The sequence below is a fragment of the Peptoniphilus ovalis genome (assembly GCF_018919265.1).
GTDB lineage: Bacteria > Bacillota > Clostridia > Tissierellales > Peptoniphilaceae > Peptoniphilus_A > Peptoniphilus_A ovalis.
Genome location: NZ_JAHLQO010000001.1, coordinates 97,385 through 115,595, shown reverse-complemented (window position 1 = coordinate 115,595; position 18,211 = coordinate 97,385). Strand labels below are relative to the sequence as shown.

The window sequence follows — 18,211 nt, the reverse complement described above, 5'->3', positions numbered from 1 at the left end:
AAACTCTAAATCTTTCCATGCAATTTTAAAAACTCAACTAGCATTTTAGTCCTGTATTCTCCAAGAGATTTTCTATTATTTCCAAGCTTCTCATCTCTATTTCTAAGCTCTTGTGCAGTGATTTCTCCAATCTCCTCTGGACTTATTGGAAGCTTGTCCCAATCTGCCAAGTCTTCAAGCCAAAGCTCCATAGAAGGTCCTATGTTTTTCATAAATCCTGCAATACCTTCGCTTCCTCCACCAAGTTCTAAAATTAATGAAGGTCCCATAATTCCCCAGCGAATTCCAGGTCCAAAGGTAACGGCCTTGTCTGCATCTTCCATGGAAACAACACCATTGAGCACAAGACTTAGCACTTCTCTAAATACTGCAGCTTGAATTCTGTTTCCAACAAAACCGAGAACTTCTTTTTCTAAAATTATTGGAGTCTTTTTAATTTTTTCAAAGAGTTCTTTTGCAAGATAAATATATTTATCATCAGTTTTTTCGCCTTTGCAAAGCTCAATTAGCGGAATTAGATGTGGTGGATTCCAAGGGTGAGCGACAAAAAATCTCTCAGGATGTTTCATGTCTCGTGCAATTTCTGTGGCTTTTAGTCCTGATGTAGATGAGCCAATGGGAATTTCTGGTGAAATTATTTTTTCCACATCTGCCAATACTTTTCTTTTTATATCGTAGTCTTCCTTTAGAGACTCTTGAATGTAATCTGCATCCTTAATCGCTTCTTCTAAATTATTTGTATAAGAAATTCTTTTTAAAATCTCATCTTTCTCATCTTCTTTTTTTACTCCGAGTTTAATGAGCTCATCAAGTGAATTTTTAATAATCTCCTCTGAAGCATCAAGGGTTTCTTTGCTTCTTGTGTATATATGTGCATTTAGTCCTCCCAAAGAAAAGGCGAGTGCAAAGCTTGCACCAATAAGTCCTCCTCCAACGAGACCAATATTTTTTATATCCTTAACTTTCATAACTTCCTCCTTAATATATATAAATATTACATAAAAAGAGGGACTATTGCTAGTCCCTTAAAATGATTTAATCTTATTTAATTATGCTTGATGCAATGTCAAAATATTCATTTACATCCATACTATCATCAGTCATTAGTGAGTATTTAAGTCCATCTTTTTCAAATAAAATGTGTTTAGAGAAATTTTTTTCTCTTTCTCCATCAATATCACCATAACCAACATTGAAGAAAGGATCTTTTTCCATTCTTTCTTTTTCCACATCTGTTAATTCAGCTCCATTTGATAGGAATAAACTTTCAAGCCTAGTGTAGTAAAAATTAATTCCATTTATATTTCTCATTTCCATATGAGGTTCTTTAGATAATGGTTCTTGATTGTCAAAAATCCTATCTATATGCAATGTGATTTCCTTATCAGATTCATTTTTATAAGCTACATCAATTGCTTTTCTTTTATTTATTTCATTATTTTTTTCATCTAAATCAGCCATCTTAACCATTGTTATTCCGTCAAATTTATAATCACCTAAGTTTTCAGGAATTTCTGCATCAAAGCCTGCTTTATTTTCTGCTTTTTCTACGTCAATGTATTCTGTGTAATTATAATTTGATGACGAACTTGAGATAGTGCCAGTGATTTTACCAGTGGCATAGACTCCAATAGAAAGTACAAGAGCCGCACAAGCTACAATTGCAAGTTTATTCTTTTTCATTTTATGTTCTCCCTTTTTCATATTTTCAATTTTTAAATCAATTTTATTTTTAACAAAATCAGAAGGATAAGTATCTTCTGCAATTTTATTAAGTTCATTTTTCAATTTCTTATCAAAGTTATTCATAAATACTCTCCTTCAAAAAATTTTCATCTAAATCATCAATTTCTTTTTTTAGTTTCTTTCTCGCTCTATAGAGTCTTGATTTTACAGTGCCTTCAAAAGTTCTCTGGATTTTTGCAATTTCTCTAATACTAAATTCATTAAAGTAATATAGGACTATTACCTCACGCTCCTTGGGTCCAAGTGCCATAAGACATTTTTTGAGGTCTGATTTTATTGCGATTTCATTTTCTAAATTTGAATTTATTTCTACATCGACTTTATTAGAAATTTCATCATCAGGGAATTCTCTTTTTCTATTTTTATATTTTGTGTAGGCTGTATTTTTTAAAATTGTGAAAATCCAAGATTTTAATTTTGATGGATTTTTTAATCTATTTATATTTGTATAAATTGAAACAAAAGTGTCTTGAAGCACGTCTTCTGAGTCTTCTTTATTTCCAAGTATTAAGTAAGCAGTTCTAAATAAAATCAAGTAATACTCTTCATAAAGCTCGTCAAAAGATTTTTTGTCTCCTGCTTTTATTCCATTTACAATTTTTTTAGCATTTTCTAAGTCCATGGGCACCCCCTTTAGATGCATCTATATATAAGACTATTCTAATACCAAAAAGGTTCATTTAAATTAAAAATTTATTAAAAATATGTAAAAAAAGAGACTCCGAAGAGCCTCTTAAAATTATTTTATTTTCTTTCGTTTAAGAAGTCGTTTATCTTTGGCGCAACTTCTCTTTGGCTTCTGCCGCTTACGAAGATTCCAATGTGACCTGTGTTAAATTCTGCAAGTTCCTTATCTGTTGAGCCAACTGCTTCTATAATTGGTCTTGTTGCAGCTGGTGGAACTTGGTTGTCCTTTTGTCCAAGAATTACTAAAACTGGGCAAGTGATATTTTTTAAATCAACTCTTTCGCCTTCAAGTTCGTATTCTCCTTTGTAAAGAGAATTTTTATGATACATTTCTTCTGTAAATTCTTTAATAGTTGCTCCAACTTGGGCAGGTGAGTCGAAGATCCATTTTTCCATTCTCAAAAAGTTTGAAAGTTTTAATGGATCGTCTAGAATTGGAATGATATTTAAATATTTATCCACTGCAAGGTCAAAAGGCTTAAGCATTAAGAATCCCATGTTCATAAAGTCACCTGGGATAACTCTGTAAGCTTCGGCAGCTTTTCCAACGTCTAGATATTTACCCCACTTAAATAGAAGTCCATCATTAGTTGAAAAATCAAGTGGTGTTACAAGAGTCACAAGGTTTTTAATTTTTTCTTGATTTAGTGCTGTGTAAATCAGTGAAAAAGTTCCGCCTTGGCAAACTCCAAGTAAGTTGATTTGTTTTAATTTATGTCTTTCTAAAATTATATCAACACAAGTATCTATATATCCATTTATATAATCGCCCATTGTCAGGTATTGATCTTCTTGAGTTGGATAGCCCCAATCGATTATATATAGGTCTTGTCCGCCATCAAGTAGATTTCTAATCAGTGATTTATCTTCTTGTAAGTCCATCATATATTGTTTATTAACTAGAGCATAAACTATAAGCATAGGGTATTTGTTTGGCTTTGCAACTCTAGGCTTGTAGTGATATAGCTTCATTTTATCCATTTCAAAAACTAATTCTTTTTCAGTAGAATCAGAACCTGAATAATCAACATCCATTAAATTTGTTAAGCCTGATAAAATTTTTTCTTGCGCATCTAAATAATCATACATGGCTTTCATCATTGGCATATCGTTAAATTTATTATCCAAATCTCATCACTCCTTCTTATCTGAATCAGTTGTTTTATTTGCAGTAGATCTAGTTCTCGTTCTTGTAGTGCTCTTTGGAGCCTCTTTTAAAGTTTTTATTTCTTCTTTTAAAGCTCTAACTTCTTTTTTAAGATCATATACAGTTTTGTAGAAACTATTGATGTCTGATTTTAAAACTACAGGGAATGCTTGTAATTGTTTTTCAAGAATCTTGTCATTAATCATCTTAAATTCCATACTGGCATCTAGAACTGCAGCTAAAAGTTTAGAGAACTCATCTGAATAAAATAATTGGTCAAAAGCTTTATCAAGTGAACTTCTATAAGCTTGATAAAATTCTTCGAAGCTTTTAATTTGTTCGCCCTTTTCAGCTCTTGTAATCATATCTTCAAATACTTGAACAGTGTTTTTATTAGAAGAGATGACAATTCTTGTGATTAATTCCATTTGATAAGCGATCATCTTTATAAATCTATCAGTAGCTTTTAAAACTCCTTCTTGAGATTCTCTAGAGATACCCATCATAGGCATTTCAAGAATTTTGCTAAATGTATTTAGATAATTATTTCTCCAATCTTCAAAGAAATCTAAAAATCCTTCTGGGTCTTTAAACATTCCAGTAAAGTATGCATCAGTTAAATTATTTAAGCTGCTAAGAAGTGGTTGGTAAAAATAATTAAAAGATTTTTGCATAGCTTGGTTAAGTTCCATGCTTTGTTTAAAAACTGCATAAAATTCTTGTGGAAGTATAGCACTGTAAAAATCATCAATATAGTTTCCGCTTTTTTCCATAAAATCTTCAAGGTTTTTCTTAATTAAATCAGCTTGTGGTTTCATATTTTTTTCAACAAAGCTCTTGTAAACTTCATACATATCGTAGTAGATTTGAGAGCTCTTTTGAAGATTTGCCCACACTTCTTTAGGTGAGCCTGTGTAATTTAAAAAGTTTTGGTTGTACATTTTGTAGAAGTTTTCAAATGGATTTTTGCCTTTGTAGAAATCATTCATGTTGAAGAAATTAGATTGATAATTCTTCATCATATCTGTCCATGAATCCATCATATTCTTTTGATTTTCAAAAAAATTGTTAAACATGTTGTTCATCTTTTCATCTCCTTCTATTTTCTATTAGTCTTTTTTAACAATAGCTTCTCCAGATATAACTTTTTTGTCATCTTGATTAACTACAGTTGTTTCAAAAGTAATCATATTTTTATCGTCTCTCTTTTTACTTGCCTTTACAGTTGCTGTTAATTCATCTCCTATAAAAACAGGGGCCAAGAACTTAAGTGATTGAGACATATATATCGTATTAATTCCAGGAAGCTTAGTACCTAACACAGCAGAAATTAGCGATGCTCCTAAAAATCCATGCGCTATTCTTTTGCCAAATATTGTTTTTTCTGCAAATTCATCATCAAGGTGTAGAGGGTTCTTATCAAGGGAAACCTCACTAAATTTAACAATATCTTCATCAGTTATTACTTTAGAAATACTTGCTTCATCTCCGATTTTAATTTCATCGTACATCTTTTCAATAATTTTTATATTTGACATAGCTCCCACCCTTTCAATTTAATCACTTTAATTAACATTATCTATATTTATTATATCACAACATTAATAAATTAAAACTTTAATTAAATAAATTACAGAATATTTTATTATTTAGTTTTTTAAATTTTCAGGATAAAAATTTTTGTAAAAAAAAAGACTCTAAAAGAGTCTCATTGAAAAATATATTTTATTAATTTTACTAAAACTAAAATCAAAAACAAAAATAAGATTAAAAAGCCTGCGAAATATTTTTTTATGCAGAAAAACTCGCAAGTTTTTCTCTTTTTGTTAATTCTACTTACAAAAGAATCTTTTAAAACAATTAATTTTCTTTTCATTTCAGACTCCTAATTCAATGTTCTATCGGAAATCCAACCTTTTAGATTTTCCTTTGTCTCGTCATTTTTAACTTCGACATAACACCAAATTCTCTTAGTGCCTTCAATTTTTGTCTCTAAGATATAAAGTTCTGTGTCATTTTCTAAAATTTTAATTATATCTGATTCTGTACTTGGTTCTTGTCTTAAGTTTGCCTTTTCAGTGATTACTTTTTTGTAATTGTGAAGTAGGGCAGTTGATCTCTTAGAAAGTTCTGATGCATCATTTTCATCTTTTTTGATTTCATAATTTTCATCAGAATTTTTATCTCTGTCAATATTTGTAGAAATTCTATTTTCAATTTCATTTTTAAGATTTGTCGCATTGGCAGAGCCTGGTACGACTTCTAAAAAGGCATTTAGATGAACTAAAGCTTCTTCTCTTTTATTTTCTTTTACAAGATCCTCTGCATGAAGAATTGTAATTTTTTCAATAGAAAGAAGTTTTTCCTGTGCATCTTTATAATTCTTTTCATCTTCAGCAATTACCTTTTTAAAATTAATTGCTGCGTTTAGATAATTTTTCTCTTCATAACTTTTAAGTCCAGCTTTGTAATTTTCATCTGATAATAGAAGTTTTTTTGTTGTTTCAATTTCTGAGCTTAAGTTTCTATCTTTGTTCTTTGAGCTTACGGAATCAAAGGCTTCAAGTGCATCTTTATATTCTCCCTCAACTATTAAAGCTTCGGCATCTTTAATCTTTGATTTGTCTCTGTAATTTATAAAATTCTTGTACAAGAAGAAAGATAAAACTGTGAAGAGTGAAATTAATACTAGCGTCATAAAAACTTGCTTGATTGGAAATTTCTTCTTCGAAAGCTTTACATCATTAGTTCTATCTTCTTTTATTGATTCGATATTAGGTGCAATCTTTGATAAGTTTGTCTGAGTCAAATGAGTTTCAAGCCTTTTTAAATGTTCTATAGAGCTTGATTTTGTATTTTCAATTACATTTAATATCTTAGAATTAATAAGTGGCTCAGTTAAATTGTTTAACACGAAGTTTTTATTTCTTCCGCAGAAGTGACATTCAGTTACATCGCTATTATTAATATTACCGCAGACACATCTCCAAAAATTAATTTGATTTTCACCGTAAGTTTTAATTTCATCGCCAAGAGTTTCTTTGATTTTGTCGTGTTTTCTCTCTGGGATAACTGGAAGTGAAATAGAATATGGCTTGTCAGTTAGTGTGACAGTCTTTGAGCCAGATGTGTATTTAGAAATGTATAACTCAATGGCTCTAGCATTTTCAAATCTTTCGTCTAATAAAATTGGATGTAAATAATATCTTTTAAAAGGCTCAACATTTACATCTTGTGAAAAATAAAATTCACTGCCATTAAATAAGTATGCTTTATCAATGGACTTAAATTTTACTGCAAATTCAATATTGTCGATGAAAGTGTCAGAAGTATTTAGTACATCAATTGCAATTGAAAAAACTCCACTCACAAGCTCAGCGCTTGCAATTTGGACTTTTTCTTCAGGATTAAATTTAATTGTTGTAGGCAAAGTCCTAAAAATACTCATAAAGACTCCTTTCTATTTTTTAATTATAATATAGTAAGAGAAATTTTACAATATTTGTGATGTTTCCCAGGATTTACTAAATTAAAGCTTTAGAATATAATTAACTTTGAAAGGATGTGGTGAATTCATGGAGATTAAATACGACAAAATTAAAATAGATGAAGAAGAGATAGCTTATTTAGAAAATGATGTTTCATCAGATAAAGTTATTTTATTTATACACGGCAATATGAGTTCATCAGTTTGCTTTTTAAATTTAATAAAAGAATTAAAAGATAAAAAAATTTTTGCAATAGATATGAGAGGATACGGAAATAGCACTTACAACAAAGAGGTGACATCAATTGATGATTTTAAAAATGATATTAAAAAATTTATTTTAAAAAAGGATTTGAATAACTTTTCAATTGTATCCTGGTCCTTTGGAGGGGCAATTACCCTAGAGCTTGCAAATGATAAAGAAGTATTAGATAGAATAAAAAATGCAGTATTTATATCTCCAGCTGGATACAAACCCTTTGTAAATCATGGACCAGATATGGGAAATTTAGATTTGTTTAGCGATATTATAAATTTTAACATGGGATTTATGGGTTATAATGTAATAAATGGTAATAGCTTTCGAGCAATTTCAGTAACAAATTTATTTAATCACGTGATTTATAATGTAAAAAATCCGCATAGAGATGAATTTAAAAGAAATGTATACGCCGCACTTCAACAGAGAAATGTAGATGAAGTTGCAAATATTTTATCTGAGTATAAATATAATAAAGGCAGATTAAAATTTGACAGCATAATACTGCATGGCTACGATGATTTAGTTATAAACTACATCGAGGGAAAGCTACTTGCAAGAATTACAGGTTCAATTTATGAAAGACTAGATAATTGTGGACATTCACCACTTACAGATAGATTCGATACAGTTTTAAAATACATTAAAGAATATGCAGAGAAATAATTAGAAGGAGGATATTATGAAAGTTCTTACAAATGAAGGACTTGCAAGAAAATTTGGAGAGGAAATTACTGAATTAGGATATGAATTAGTGACATATTCAGAAAAAAATCCCAATGAAAAAGAAGATTATGGCGAAGATGTTTTAATTGGAGCTATTAATCTAAAAGATTTAGATTATAAAAATCACAAGAATTTAAAATATATATTTTTAACTTCTGTTGGAATAGACTTTTTAGATTTAGATTATATAAGAGAAAATAATATTATTCTTTCAAACAACAATGGAGCTTACGATGATCCAATTGCAGAGTGGATAGTCTATGGACTTCTTCAAGTTGAAAAAAATGATATGTTAAATATTGAAAATCAAAAGAGAAAAGAGTGGAACAGAAGAACAAAGGGATTTAATCTTTATGGCAAGAAGGCACTTTTCTTAGGAACGGGAACAATTGCCGTTGCAGCAGCCAAAAGACTTAGGGGATTTGAAATGGAGCTTAATGGATTTAACACTGATGGAAGAAAAGTTGAGCCCTTTGACAATGTCTATTCAATAAAAGAACTTGATGAAGTTATTTCTGAAATGGATTATGTAATAATGTGTCTTCCTCACACTTCTAAGACTTATCACTTCTTAAACGAAGATAGATTTAATAAATTAAAAGAAGGTACAGTTGTAGTAAATATTTCTAGAGGACCAACTGTTGATGAAGATGCATTAATAAAAGCACTTGAATCAGGTAGAGTTAAGGGAGCATCTCTTGATGTGTTCGAAGAAGAGCCGCTACCAAAATCATCTCCACTTTGGGATATGGAAAATGTCTATATTTATCCACACATTTCTTTTATCTCAGAAGATTTGGAAAAGAGACAATTTAGTACAGCCTATCACAATTTAAAGGCTTTACAAAATGATGGAGATTTTAGAAATATTGTTGACTTTGACAAGGGATATTAAAAAAAGTGTAGATAATCCTACACTTTAAATAAATGTTATAAATGATTTTATTGCAATTCCAATAATTGCACCAAGGCCTATTAATTTAAATAGGTCTATTTTTTTTAGATACAAAATAAATCCAAGTACAAAAGAAATAAGTGCTGCAATGCTAAAATTATTTAAGGTAAATCCATTGGGAAAGACTGATGTTCTAAATAAATTTAGAGTTGTTATAAATATAAGTGAAACAACTCCTGCCTTAATTCCAAGTAGGGAATAGTCCATTATCTTAAACTTCTTATTCTTGCTAAATAAAAAGTATCCAAGAATCATCATAAGTATAAATTGCGGCATAACTAGTCCAGTTGTTGCGACAATTGCTCCAAGAAGTCCGTGAATTGTTTGACCTACAAAAGTTGCGGAGTTAATTGCAATTGGTCCAGGAGTCATTTGAGAAATTGAGATTAAGTCAATAAATTCTCTTGGACTAATCCAACCATGCTCTTCTACAACATATTTAGAAATGAGTGGTATAATTGCGTATCCGCCACCAAAGGCGAAACATCCAATTTTAAAAAATACAGTAAATAAATTAAACATTTTTTGATCTCTCCATTGCTCCAAAATAAGAAATTCCAGCTATTGCACAGAATAAAATAATAAGTCCAGTATTAATATTTGTAAAGAATCCAAGTATAAAACTTGCAATCATCATAATTACAGTAAATCTTGGATTTTTAGCATATGATGATTTAGCCATATTAAATACAGTTATAAAAAGCACTGCAGAAATAATTCCACTGATTCCTTCAAGAGCTGCGTTGATATAAAAATTACTTTTAAATTCTTGGTAAAAATTTGAAATCACTGATAAGATTATAAGACATGGAAGAGAAGATGCCACAAGGCAAGTCACTGCCCCAACAGGTCCCTTTAATTTATATCCCGTTAAAACAGAACAAGATATTGCCATAGCACCAGGTCCACCCTGAGAAATTGCAACAATATCTAACATTTCATCTTCATCTATTAAATTTAAATCTGATACAAAAATATCTTTAATTACAGGCACAATTGTATAGCCTCCGCCAAAAGTAATGGCGTTAATCTTAAAAAAAGTCATAAAGAGTTTAAATAAAGATATATCTTTCATTACATCACCTTTCCTTCACTTCATCAATTATATCAAAAGCTTTAAAATTCCACAAATTAATGTATAATAGAGTTAAAGGAGAGGTTTTCTATGAAAATGGGAATTATAGGACTTGGCAACATGGGTTCTGCTATGGCGACAGGTCTTTTAGATAAAAATATAAAAACATATCTCTATGACAGAAATGCTGACAAGAGAGAAAGCTTTAAAGAATATGAAAGTGCTGAAATTGTAGAAAGTGAAATTGAAGTTGTAAAAAATTCCGATGCAATTATTCTTGCAGTTAAGCCTTATGCATATGATGAAGTTTTAGATAAGATAAAAGATGAAGTAGAGGATCAAATTTTAATTTCTGTGACAAGCGGCTATGACCTAGAAAAGCTAGAAGCAAAACTTGGAGATAAAAAATTTTTAATGGCACTACCTAACACACCTGCAAAGATTTTAAAATCAATGACAGGAATTTGCCCAGGGAAAAATATCTCAGAAGATGAACTAAAAGAAATTAGAGAAGTACTTAAAGCCTTTGGCGAAACTGAAATAATTGAAGAAAAAAATATTAAAATATATGAAGCAGTTTGTGGCTGCATGCCAGCTTATGTATACATGTTTATAGAAGCTGCAGCAGACTCAGCTGTATTAAATGGAATGAAAAGAGAAATGGCTTATAAATGCATTTCACAAGCAGTGCTTGGAGCAGCAAGCCTTGTAAAAGAAAGTGGACTTCACCCAGGAGTTTTAAAAGATCAAGTTACAACTCCAGGAGGTACGACAATAAAGGGATTAAAAAGTTTGGAGGAAGATGGATTTAGATCTTCTGTGATAAATGCAGTAGACTCTATAATGAAGAATTAGGAGGAATTATGAAGGATTTATTGGTATTTTTGGCAGATGGATTCGAAGAAGTTGAAGCGCTAACTGTAGTTGACATGGCAAGACGTGCAGAACTTAAAGTTGATTTAGTATCAATTAATGATAGACCTGAAGTTAGAGGTGCTCACGATGTAGTGGTAAAGGCAGATAAAGTCTTTGATGAAATAAATATTGATGATTACAAATCACTTTACATTCCAGGGGGACAACCTGGTGCTACAAATCTTATGAACAATAAGAGAGTTGTAGAATGTGTAAACTTATTTAACGACGATGAGAAAAAAGTAATTGCAATATGTGCAGGACCACAAGTTCTTGACAGAGCAAAAGTCTTAAAAGACGGAAAGTTTACATGCTACCCAGGTGTGGAAGAAAGACTACAAGTCAAAGACCCACAAGATAAAGCCTTTGTAGTTGAAAAAAATGTTACAACAGCAATGGGACCAGCCCTTGCAGTTCTACTTGCAGTAGAAGTTGTAAAACAACTTGCATCAGAAGAAAAAGCAGAAGAAGTTTCTAAGGGATTTCTTCTACACAAATTAAAAGAGTTTATATAAAAGAAGCGGTTAAACCGCTTTTTTGTTTTAAAATATTGACAATTTGAAAATATTTTCATATAATAACTTTAATAATTTAATAGAGTAACTGCATCATTTTGCGTGAATTATTAGCACTAATTCAATAAACAATATGAATCCCGGTAAAACAAAAATTGGCGTTTTGCGGGATTTTTTTGATACTCACATAATTCACAAAAACGATTGCATACTTAAAGGAGTGAGGGAATAAAATGAAAATTACAGACATCAAATTAGGCAAGATTTCAGTTCCACTAAGAGTTCCTTTTAAAACTGCTCTTAGATCAGTTAGTAGTGTTGAAGATATTATTGTTGAAATTCACACTGACACAGGAAATATTGGATATGGTGAAGCACCTCCAACAGGAGCTATCACTGGAGAGACAACTGCTTCAATTATAGGGGCATTTAAAGACCATATCATAAAGACTATGGTCGGAAGAGATATTGAAGACTTCGAAGAAAATATGAAGGCATTAAATTCCTGTATCGTAAAAAATTCATCTGCAAAGGCAGCTTGTGACATGGCGCTATGGGATTTATATGGACAACTTTACAATATTCCTGTTTATAAACTTTTAGGTGGCAGCAGAAATAAAATTATTACAGACATTACAATAAGTGTCAATGATCCTGAAGAAATGGCGAGAGATGCAATTAATGCCATTGAAAGAGGTTATGATACTTTAAAGGTAAAGGTTGGAATTGATCCATCACTTGATACAGAAAGGCTTGTAGCAATTAGAAAAGCTGTAGGAAATGACGTTGATATTAGAATCGATGCAAATCAAGCTTGGAAACCAAAAGAAGCAGTTAAAATTTTAAATCAAATGCAAGAAAAAAATCTAAATATTGAACTTGTTGAGCAACCAGTACTTGCAAGAGATTATGAAGGGCTAAAATATGTAACTGATCACTCACATGTGCCAGTTCTTGCAGATGAAGCGGTATTTTCTGCAGAAGATGCAATGACAATTCTTCAAATGAAGGCAGCAGATTTAGTGAATATTAAACTAATGAAATGCGGAGGAATTTACAATGCACTTAAAATTACAAGCATGGCAGAGCTTGTTGGAATAGAGTGCATGATAGGTTGTATGCTTGAAGCCAAAGTAAGTGTTAACGCAGCAGTTCACCTAGCATGTGCTAAGAGTGTAATCACAAAAATCGATTTAGATGGACCTGTGCTTTGCCTAGAAGATCCAATTGAAGGTGGGGCAGTGTTTAATGAAAAAGAAATCACTGTATCAAATGAACCTGGACTTGGAATTAAAGGAATTGAAGGAATAAAATATTTTGATTAAAAACTATTGAGAGAAAGGATAAGTGAGTATGGTTATTAATAATGGTTTTACTTATATTGCATTTTTAATGTTTATAGCAGGAGCACTTTTAGCACTAGAAAAATACACAAAATGGAAAGTTTTTAATGTAGTGCCACCACTTGTATTTATTTACGTACTTAATATGATTTTCTGCACGATGGGACTATATAATTCTGAAGCATGCTCCAATGCATATTCGGTTTTGAAAAATAATTTGCTATACGCAATGATATTTGTAATGCTACTTCGTTGTGACTTTAGAAAACTTGCAAAACTTGGTGGAAGAATGGTAGCTATATTTTTAGGTTGTTCCTTGACACTTTTTGTTGGATTTTTAATAGGTTATCCAATTTTTAAATCAACACTTGGAACAGATACATGGGCAGCAGTTGCAGCACTTTACGCATCTTGGGTTGGAGGATCAGCTAATATGGCGGCAATGCAAGCAGCTCTCCCAGTAGATGCAGGAGCTTATTCATGTGCACTTGCACTTGATACAGTTTGTTATTCACTTTGGATTGCTCTTTTACTTCTTGCAGTAAGATATGCTCCAAAATGGAACAAGGCAACTAATGCAGATACTACAAAACTTCAAGCGGTTGCAGATGCAGCAGTTCAAGAAGTCGCTAAAGGCAAGAAACATGCAGATTCATCTGACTGGATTTTCTTAATAGGTTTATCACTTATAGTTTCTGCAATTTCTCAATTTGTTGGAGCAAAAATGTCAGATGTGTTTACAAATATGGGACTTGGGATGTTTGACAAGGGCACTATAACAACTTTATTCGTTACAATTTTAGGACTTATCTGTGCACTTTCTCCAATTGGTAAACTTCCAGCAGTTGAAGAATTATCAAATGTTTATCTATATGCAGTTGTTTCACTACTTGCATCTACTGCATCAATAGTTGACTTAATGGCTGCTCCAATGTGGATAGTTTATGGATTATTTATCTTGGCAATTCACGTAGTATTAATGTTTATCCTTTCAAAATTCTTCCGTTGGGATTTATGCATGGTTTCTACAGCTTCCCTTGCAAATATAGGAGGGTCTGCTTCTGCACCAATTGTTGCATCAGCTTATGATCCATCTTATGCAGGTATAGGTGTACTAATGGGAGTACTTGGAGCAGCAGTAGGAAACTTCTTTGGAATTGGAATGGGACAAATCTTAAAAATGTTCTAAATTTTGAAAAATATTATGGATAATGAATTAAAAGAAAGAGTAAAAAAAATTATTGAAAAAAGCTCTGGAAATATATCTCTATCTTTTTATGACTTAAAAGAAAATAATGGATTTGGATTTAATGAAGAGAATAAAGTTCCATCAGCAAGTATGATAAAACTTCTTATAATGATTGAGACTTTTGAACTTGTCAAAGAAGGGAAATTTTCTTTAGATGATAAGATAGAGATAAATAAAGATAAAATCGTTGGCGGATCTGGAATATTAAAAGAATTTGAAGAGGGACATAAATTTTCACTAAGAGAGCTCTTAACTCTTATGATTATAGTAAGCGATAACTCTGCAACTAATATAATTATAGATTTAGTTGGAAAGGATAGAATTAATAAAAGAGCTGAAAAATTAAATTTAGAAAGTACAATTCTTCAAAGAAAAATGATGGACTCAGATGCAGCAAAAAGGGGCTTAGATAACTTCACTAGTTCAAAAGATATTGCAAATATTTTAGAAAAAATCTACAATAAAGAAGTAGTAGATGAAATATACTGCGAAACTATGCTTGATATACTTTTAAGACAGCACGAGAGACAAAGACTTCAAAGATTTTTGCCAGAAGATGTAAAAATTGCAAATAAGTCTGGCGATTTAGATAATTTAGAAAATGATGGTGGGATATTCTTAATAGAAAATCATCCTTATATCTTAGTTGTCTTAATAAATGATGCAGATTCAAATGCAGATGCACAGGAAAGTATTGGCAGAATTTCTAAGTTAATATACGATGAGCTAGGAGTTTTAAAAAGATGAATTATAAAACGATTTATATAACTGGAGAGGCAAGAACAAATTTGGACAATGCAATCACAAAGATATATGGAATCTTTTATATGGCATTTGAAATTGATACAGAGTCAGAAAAAATATTAAACACCGATTGCAATGCAACTCTAGAGCTTACTAGAGACTTTATAAAAAATATATTTAATGGCAAGAAATTTATAGAAGATGAAAAAGTTATAATCCATGAAATAACCAATAGATACTTTGCATCTTCAGATAAAGCTATAGTTTTTGCATACAGAGATGCGCTGCGAAAGTATAAAAATATTAAAAATTAAGGGCGAGGGAACTCGCTCTTTTTTTATGCAATCTTATTTACAAAAACTTTACAAAATATTTACTTTCTCTTTAAAAAACCAGATTTTTATTGTAATATTAGATTGTAATAATAAATATCTGGAGGAAATATGTCTATTAATTATTTTGTTGAACTTTTAGGGGGCCTAGCTCTCTTTCTCTATGGCATGGAGATGATGAGTAATGGTCTGGAATTAGTTGCAGGGGATAGGCTTAGAGTTATTATCGAGAAGATGACCTCTAGCTTTTTTAAGTCGATTTTAGTTGGGACGATTGTCACTGCTATTATTCAATCTTCTTCTGCCACTACTGTAATGGTTGTCGGTTTTGTAAATGCGGGACTTATGACTATTTATCAAGCAGTTGGAATTATTATGGGAGCAAATATTGGTACAACTATCACTGGTCAACTTGTTGCACTAAATATTTCTGCAATTGCTCCGATTATTGCCTTTATTGGTTTTGTTCTTAATACTTTTTCCAAAGATAAGAAAAAGAAATACATTGGTATGGCTGTCATAGGTCTTGGATTTTTATTTATGGGAATGGAATTTATGTCTGAATCTATGAAGCCACTTAGAGAATACCCAGGATTTGTAACAATGATGACAAAGTTTGAAAATCCAATTCTCGGAGTTTTAGTGGGAACTGCTGTTACAGCAATTATTCAATCATCTTCAGCTTCGCTGGGAATCCTACAAGCAATAGCTAATCAAGGAATTATTCCCCTTGCTTCATCAATGTATATTGTATTTGGATTTAATATTGGAACTTGTATCACTTCTGTTTTATCTTCCATTGGATCTTCAAAAAATGCAAGAAGAACTGCATTAGTCCACGTCTTATTTAATGTAATAGGTACTATTATATTTATTACACTTGCATATATTGTTCCTATTGAGGACTGGATAGTGCATTTCTCAAGAGATTTGCCGGCGGCACAAATTGCAAATCTTCACACTATTTTTAATATAACAACAACAGTGCTTTTATTTCCATTTTCTAGAAAGCTCGCAGATTTATCCTTTAAGCTTATTCCAGGAGCTGATAAGGAGCAAGCTGAAATGTCACTTAGATACATCAACAAGGCTGTTAAAAAAGAAGCACCAGCTGTATTTACAGATGTACGAGCAGAAGTCAGAAGAATGCTTGATATAGCAACAGAAAATTACGATGATGCAATTGATCTTTTAAAGAATTTTGACGACGAAAAATATGAAACAATTTTCCACAGAGAAAAGGTTATAAACTTTTTAAATAAAGAAATTTCTGCATTTATTATTGATTCCCTTGGACTTTCAATGAATGAAGAAACTTCTTCAAACTTTGCAGCATATCTTAGAATTTCAAGAGACTTAGAGAGAATTGGAGATCACTCTAAGAGTATTGCCGATGTTGCAAAATTAAAATCAGAAGAAAATTTAATCTTCACTGACAAAACTTATGATGAGCTTGAGGACTTAAACGAAATAGTTGAAAAAATGTTTAAAACAGTCTTTAGTGAAATCGACAAGGCACAAAAAGTTACTTTCATGAGAGCTTCCAATGATAAAGTTCAAAAAGAAGCTTCTATCTCTAGAAATAATCACATGATTAGAATGAGAGAAAAAATTTGCAATCCTGAAAGTGGACTTCTTTATGAAAAAACTCTTACGGCAATCGAAAGAATTTCATCATATATTTCAAATGCAGCAAAGCTAGCAAACTAATTAACCTCGCATGTCGAGGTTTTTTATTGCAAATTTTGAACAGAATATTTGTTTACAAACAAAAGTTTTAATGATAATATAAAAATGGTGATAATATGGATTTAAAAGAAAAGATGAAAATTCTTTCAGACGCGGCTAAGTACGATGTTAGCTGCTCATCATCAGGTTCAAACAGAAAAAATAAAAATGGTATAGGAAATGCAAGCATGGGCGGAATTTGCCATTCATGGAGTGAAGATGGAAGATGTATATCGCTTCTTAAAATTCTTCTTACTAATCATTGCATCTATGACTGCAATTATTGCATTAATGCAAAATCTGTTGATTCAAAAAGAGCTGCCTTTACAGTTGATGAGGTGGTAAATATCACAATTAATTTCTACAAGAGAAATTATATAGAAGGTTTATTCTTATCTTCTGGAATTTTTAAATCCTGTGATTACACGATGGAAAAACTTATCGAGGTTGCAAAAAGATTAAGAGAAGAGGAAAACTTTCATGGATATATTCACATGAAGGCAATCCCTGGAGCAAGTGAGCACTTAATAAAAGAGCTAGGGCGTTATGTGGACAGAATGAGCATAAATATTGAGCTTCCAACGGAAAAGAGCCTTGCACTTCTTGCACCTCAAAAAAATATAGATGAAATAACAAAACCAATGGATGTGGTTTCAAAAACTCTTGCGATTAATAAAGAGGAGAGAAAGAAATACAAGCATGCAAATATGTTTCTGCCAGCAGGACAAACTTCGCAGATGATTGTAGGAGCAGGAGACTCCAATGATTTAGATGTGCTTAATCGCTCGCAAAGTTTATATGATGATTATAAGCTTAAAAGAGTTTATTATTCAGCATATGTTCCAGTTCGCAAGAACACAATTCTTCCCAATATTAAGACTCCGCTTTTAAAAGAGCATAGAATTTATCAGGCAGATTTCTTGCTAAGGTTTTATGGATTTAGGGCGAATGATTTGCTTTCAGAAAAAAAGAAAAATCTAGATTTAAATCTTGATCCAAAGATGGATTGGGCAATAGATCACTACAATAATCCTGTCGACATAAACAAAGCAAGTCTTGATGAACTGCTAAAGGTGCCGGGTTTTGGTCCAAGGTCAGCAAGGAAGATAATCAATGCGAGAAGATCTTTTAATTTAAGTTTTGAAGATTTAAAGAAGCTTAGAATTTCAACAAAAAGGGCGATTAATTTTATTACAGTTTCTGGAAAATATTATGGTAAGAGATTTGATTCAATTGATGCACTTAGAAGCATTATTTTAGATAGAGAAAGTGCAGAACAGTTGTCATTTTTTGATTGAGGGAT

The 18,211-nt window shown here is 31.4% G+C and carries 20 protein-coding genes; 10 read left to right on the top strand and 10 right to left on the bottom strand.

Going from position 1 to position 18,211, the window contains the following annotated elements; genetic code table 11:
- Positions 1 to 5: 5 nt before the first annotated feature.
- From KQI68_RS00540 to KQI68_RS00505, 8 genes are all read right to left on the bottom strand, one after another.
- On the bottom strand, positions 6 to 968 hold the full coding sequence (locus KQI68_RS00540; RefSeq protein ID WP_216547988.1) for a 3-hydroxyacyl-CoA dehydrogenase family protein: 963 nt from the start codon (positions 966 to 968) through the stop codon (positions 6 to 8).
- 73 nt (positions 969 to 1,041) lie between these two features.
- Positions 1,042 to 1,809 (bottom strand): hypothetical protein, encoded by a 768-nt coding sequence (locus tag KQI68_RS00535; protein WP_216547986.1) that lies wholly within the window; start codon positions 1,807 to 1,809, stop codon positions 1,042 to 1,044.
- Entirely contained in the window at positions 1,802 to 2,368 is a 567-nt protein-coding gene (locus KQI68_RS00530) for an RNA polymerase sigma factor (RefSeq protein ID WP_216547984.1), read from the bottom strand. Before KQI68_RS00530 ends, KQI68_RS00535 begins: the two co-directional genes overlap by 8 nt.
- 122 nt (positions 2,369 to 2,490) lie before the next feature.
- Positions 2,491 to 3,561: a class III poly(R)-hydroxyalkanoic acid synthase subunit PhaC gene (phaC, locus tag KQI68_RS00525; RefSeq protein WP_216547982.1), complete on the bottom strand. Its 1,071-nt coding sequence runs from the start codon at positions 3,559 to 3,561 to the stop codon at positions 2,491 to 2,493.
- Between the two features lie 6 nt (positions 3,562 to 3,567).
- The gene (locus KQI68_RS00520) at positions 3,568 to 4,665 is read right to left on the bottom strand and encodes a poly(R)-hydroxyalkanoic acid synthase subunit PhaE (protein WP_216547981.1); all 1,098 of its coding nucleotides are present in this window, start codon (positions 4,663 to 4,665) and stop codon (positions 3,568 to 3,570) included.
- Between the two features lie 24 nt (positions 4,666 to 4,689).
- Positions 4,690 to 5,118 carry a MaoC family dehydratase gene (locus KQI68_RS00515; RefSeq protein WP_216547979.1) on the bottom strand — a complete coding sequence of 143 codons (429 nt, stop codon included), beginning with the start codon at positions 5,116 to 5,118 and terminating at the stop codon, positions 4,690 to 4,692.
- Positions 5,119 to 5,288: 170 nt separating this feature from the next.
- Complete coding sequence (locus tag KQI68_RS00510; RefSeq protein WP_216547977.1) at positions 5,289 to 5,456, bottom strand: hypothetical protein; 168 nt, start codon at positions 5,454 to 5,456, stop codon at positions 5,289 to 5,291.
- A 9-nt stretch (positions 5,457 to 5,465) separates the two neighbouring features.
- Entirely contained in the window at positions 5,466 to 7,028 is a 1,563-nt protein-coding gene (locus KQI68_RS00505) for an SH3 domain-containing protein (RefSeq protein ID WP_216547975.1), read from the bottom strand.
- Positions 7,029 to 7,155: 127 nt separating this feature from the next.
- Between KQI68_RS00505 and KQI68_RS00500 the strand changes: the two genes are divergently transcribed.
- A complete protein-coding gene (locus KQI68_RS00500; RefSeq protein ID WP_216547973.1) occupies positions 7,156 to 7,992 on the top strand; it encodes an alpha/beta fold hydrolase in 837 nt (278 codons plus the stop codon).
- Positions 7,993 to 8,008: 16 nt separating this feature from the next.
- Positions 8,009 to 8,947, top strand: a complete 939-nt coding sequence (locus KQI68_RS00495; RefSeq protein WP_216547972.1) for a phosphoglycerate dehydrogenase — start codon at positions 8,009 to 8,011, stop codon at positions 8,945 to 8,947.
- Positions 8,948 to 8,971: 24 nt separating this feature from the next.
- Here the strand turns inward: KQI68_RS00495 and KQI68_RS00490 are convergent, their stop codons facing one another.
- A complete protein-coding gene (locus KQI68_RS00490) occupies positions 8,972 to 9,529 on the bottom strand; it encodes a chromate transporter (RefSeq protein ID WP_216547970.1) in 558 nt (185 codons plus the stop codon).
- Positions 9,522 to 10,082 carry a chromate transporter gene (locus tag KQI68_RS00485; protein WP_216547968.1) on the bottom strand — a complete coding sequence of 187 codons (561 nt, stop codon included), beginning with the start codon at positions 10,080 to 10,082 and terminating at the stop codon, positions 9,522 to 9,524. The genes KQI68_RS00490 and KQI68_RS00485 overlap by 8 nt, the downstream gene beginning before the upstream one ends.
- Before the next feature lie 90 nt (positions 10,083 to 10,172).
- On the opposite strand from KQI68_RS00485, the gene proC reads away from it, so the two are divergent.
- The 8 genes from proC (at position 10,173) to KQI68_RS00445 (ending at position 18,206) form a co-directional block, all read left to right on the top strand.
- Positions 10,173 to 10,937, top strand: a complete 765-nt coding sequence (gene proC / locus KQI68_RS00480) for a pyrroline-5-carboxylate reductase (protein WP_216547967.1) — start codon at positions 10,173 to 10,175, stop codon at positions 10,935 to 10,937.
- Positions 10,938 to 10,945: 8 nt separating this feature from the next.
- Positions 10,946 to 11,512 carry a DJ-1 family glyoxalase III gene (locus KQI68_RS00475; RefSeq protein ID WP_216547965.1) on the top strand — a complete coding sequence of 189 codons (567 nt, stop codon included), beginning with the start codon at positions 10,946 to 10,948 and terminating at the stop codon, positions 11,510 to 11,512.
- A 233-nt stretch (positions 11,513 to 11,745) separates the two neighbouring features.
- Positions 11,746 to 12,837, top strand: a complete 1,092-nt coding sequence (locus KQI68_RS00470; protein WP_216547964.1) for a dipeptide epimerase — start codon at positions 11,746 to 11,748, stop codon at positions 12,835 to 12,837.
- 28 nt (positions 12,838 to 12,865) lie between these two features.
- On the top strand, positions 12,866 to 14,044 hold the full coding sequence (locus KQI68_RS00465; protein WP_216548509.1) for a DUF819 family protein: 1,179 nt from the start codon (positions 12,866 to 12,868) through the stop codon (positions 14,042 to 14,044).
- A 3-nt stretch (positions 14,045 to 14,047) separates the two neighbouring features.
- Positions 14,048 to 14,851 (top strand): serine hydrolase, encoded by an 804-nt coding sequence (locus tag KQI68_RS00460; protein ID WP_246541197.1) that lies wholly within the window; start codon positions 14,048 to 14,050, stop codon positions 14,849 to 14,851.
- Entirely contained in the window at positions 14,848 to 15,162 is a 315-nt protein-coding gene (locus KQI68_RS00455) for a DUF3870 domain-containing protein (RefSeq protein ID WP_216547962.1), read from the top strand. Before KQI68_RS00460 ends, KQI68_RS00455 begins: the two co-directional genes overlap by 4 nt.
- A gap of 129 nt (positions 15,163 to 15,291) precedes the next feature.
- The gene (locus tag KQI68_RS00450; protein ID WP_216547960.1) at positions 15,292 to 16,890 is read left to right on the top strand and encodes a Na/Pi cotransporter family protein; all 1,599 of its coding nucleotides are present in this window, start codon (positions 15,292 to 15,294) and stop codon (positions 16,888 to 16,890) included.
- A 95-nt stretch (positions 16,891 to 16,985) separates the two neighbouring features.
- A complete protein-coding gene (locus KQI68_RS00445; protein ID WP_216547959.1) occupies positions 16,986 to 18,206 on the top strand; it encodes a putative DNA modification/repair radical SAM protein in 1,221 nt (406 codons plus the stop codon).
- The last annotated feature ends 5 nt before the right edge of the window (positions 18,207 to 18,211 follow it).

Excerpts from the sequence above, each read along its gene's own strand:
- KQI68_RS00475 (WP_216547965.1), top strand. The coding sequence starts at position 10,946 with ATGAAGGATTTATTGGTATTTTTGGCAGATGGATTCGAAGAAGTTGAA.
- KQI68_RS00470 (WP_216547964.1), top strand. The coding sequence starts at position 11,746 with ATGAAAATTACAGACATCAAATTAGGCAAGATTTCAGTTCCACTAAGA.
- KQI68_RS00500 (WP_216547973.1), top strand. The coding sequence starts at position 7,156 with ATGGAGATTAAATACGACAAAATTAAAATAGATGAAGAAGAGATAGCT.
- KQI68_RS00505 (WP_216547975.1), bottom strand. The coding sequence starts at position 7,028 with ATGAGTATTTTTAGGACTTTGCCTACAACAATTAAATTTAATCCTGAA.
- proC (WP_216547967.1), top strand. The coding sequence starts at position 10,173 with ATGAAAATGGGAATTATAGGACTTGGCAACATGGGTTCTGCTATGGCG.
- KQI68_RS00490 (WP_216547970.1), bottom strand. The coding sequence starts at position 9,529 with ATGTTTAATTTATTTACTGTATTTTTTAAAATTGGATGTTTCGCCTTT.
- KQI68_RS00495 (WP_216547972.1), top strand. The coding sequence starts at position 8,009 with ATGAAAGTTCTTACAAATGAAGGACTTGCAAGAAAATTTGGAGAGGAA.
- KQI68_RS00520 (WP_216547981.1), bottom strand. The coding sequence starts at position 4,665 with ATGAACAACATGTTTAACAATTTTTTTGAAAATCAAAAGAATATGATG.
- KQI68_RS00465 (WP_216548509.1), top strand. The coding sequence starts at position 12,866 with ATGGTTATTAATAATGGTTTTACTTATATTGCATTTTTAATGTTTATA.
- KQI68_RS00540 (WP_216547988.1), bottom strand. The coding sequence starts at position 968 with ATGAAAGTTAAGGATATAAAAAATATTGGTCTCGTTGGAGGAGGACTT.
- KQI68_RS00445 (WP_216547959.1), top strand. The coding sequence starts at position 16,986 with ATGGATTTAAAAGAAAAGATGAAAATTCTTTCAGACGCGGCTAAGTAC.
- KQI68_RS00485 (WP_216547968.1), bottom strand. The coding sequence starts at position 10,082 with ATGAAAGATATATCTTTATTTAAACTCTTTATGACTTTTTTTAAGATT.
- KQI68_RS00455 (WP_216547962.1), top strand. The coding sequence starts at position 14,848 with ATGAATTATAAAACGATTTATATAACTGGAGAGGCAAGAACAAATTTG.
- KQI68_RS00515 (WP_216547979.1), bottom strand. The coding sequence starts at position 5,118 with ATGTCAAATATAAAAATTATTGAAAAGATGTACGATGAAATTAAAATC.
- KQI68_RS00510 (WP_216547977.1), bottom strand. The coding sequence starts at position 5,456 with ATGAAAAGAAAATTAATTGTTTTAAAAGATTCTTTTGTAAGTAGAATT.
- KQI68_RS00530 (WP_216547984.1), bottom strand. The coding sequence starts at position 2,368 with ATGGACTTAGAAAATGCTAAAAAAATTGTAAATGGAATAAAAGCAGGA.
- KQI68_RS00535 (WP_216547986.1), bottom strand. The coding sequence starts at position 1,809 with ATGAATAACTTTGATAAGAAATTGAAAAATGAACTTAATAAAATTGCA.
- KQI68_RS00450 (WP_216547960.1), top strand. The coding sequence starts at position 15,292 with ATGTCTATTAATTATTTTGTTGAACTTTTAGGGGGCCTAGCTCTCTTT.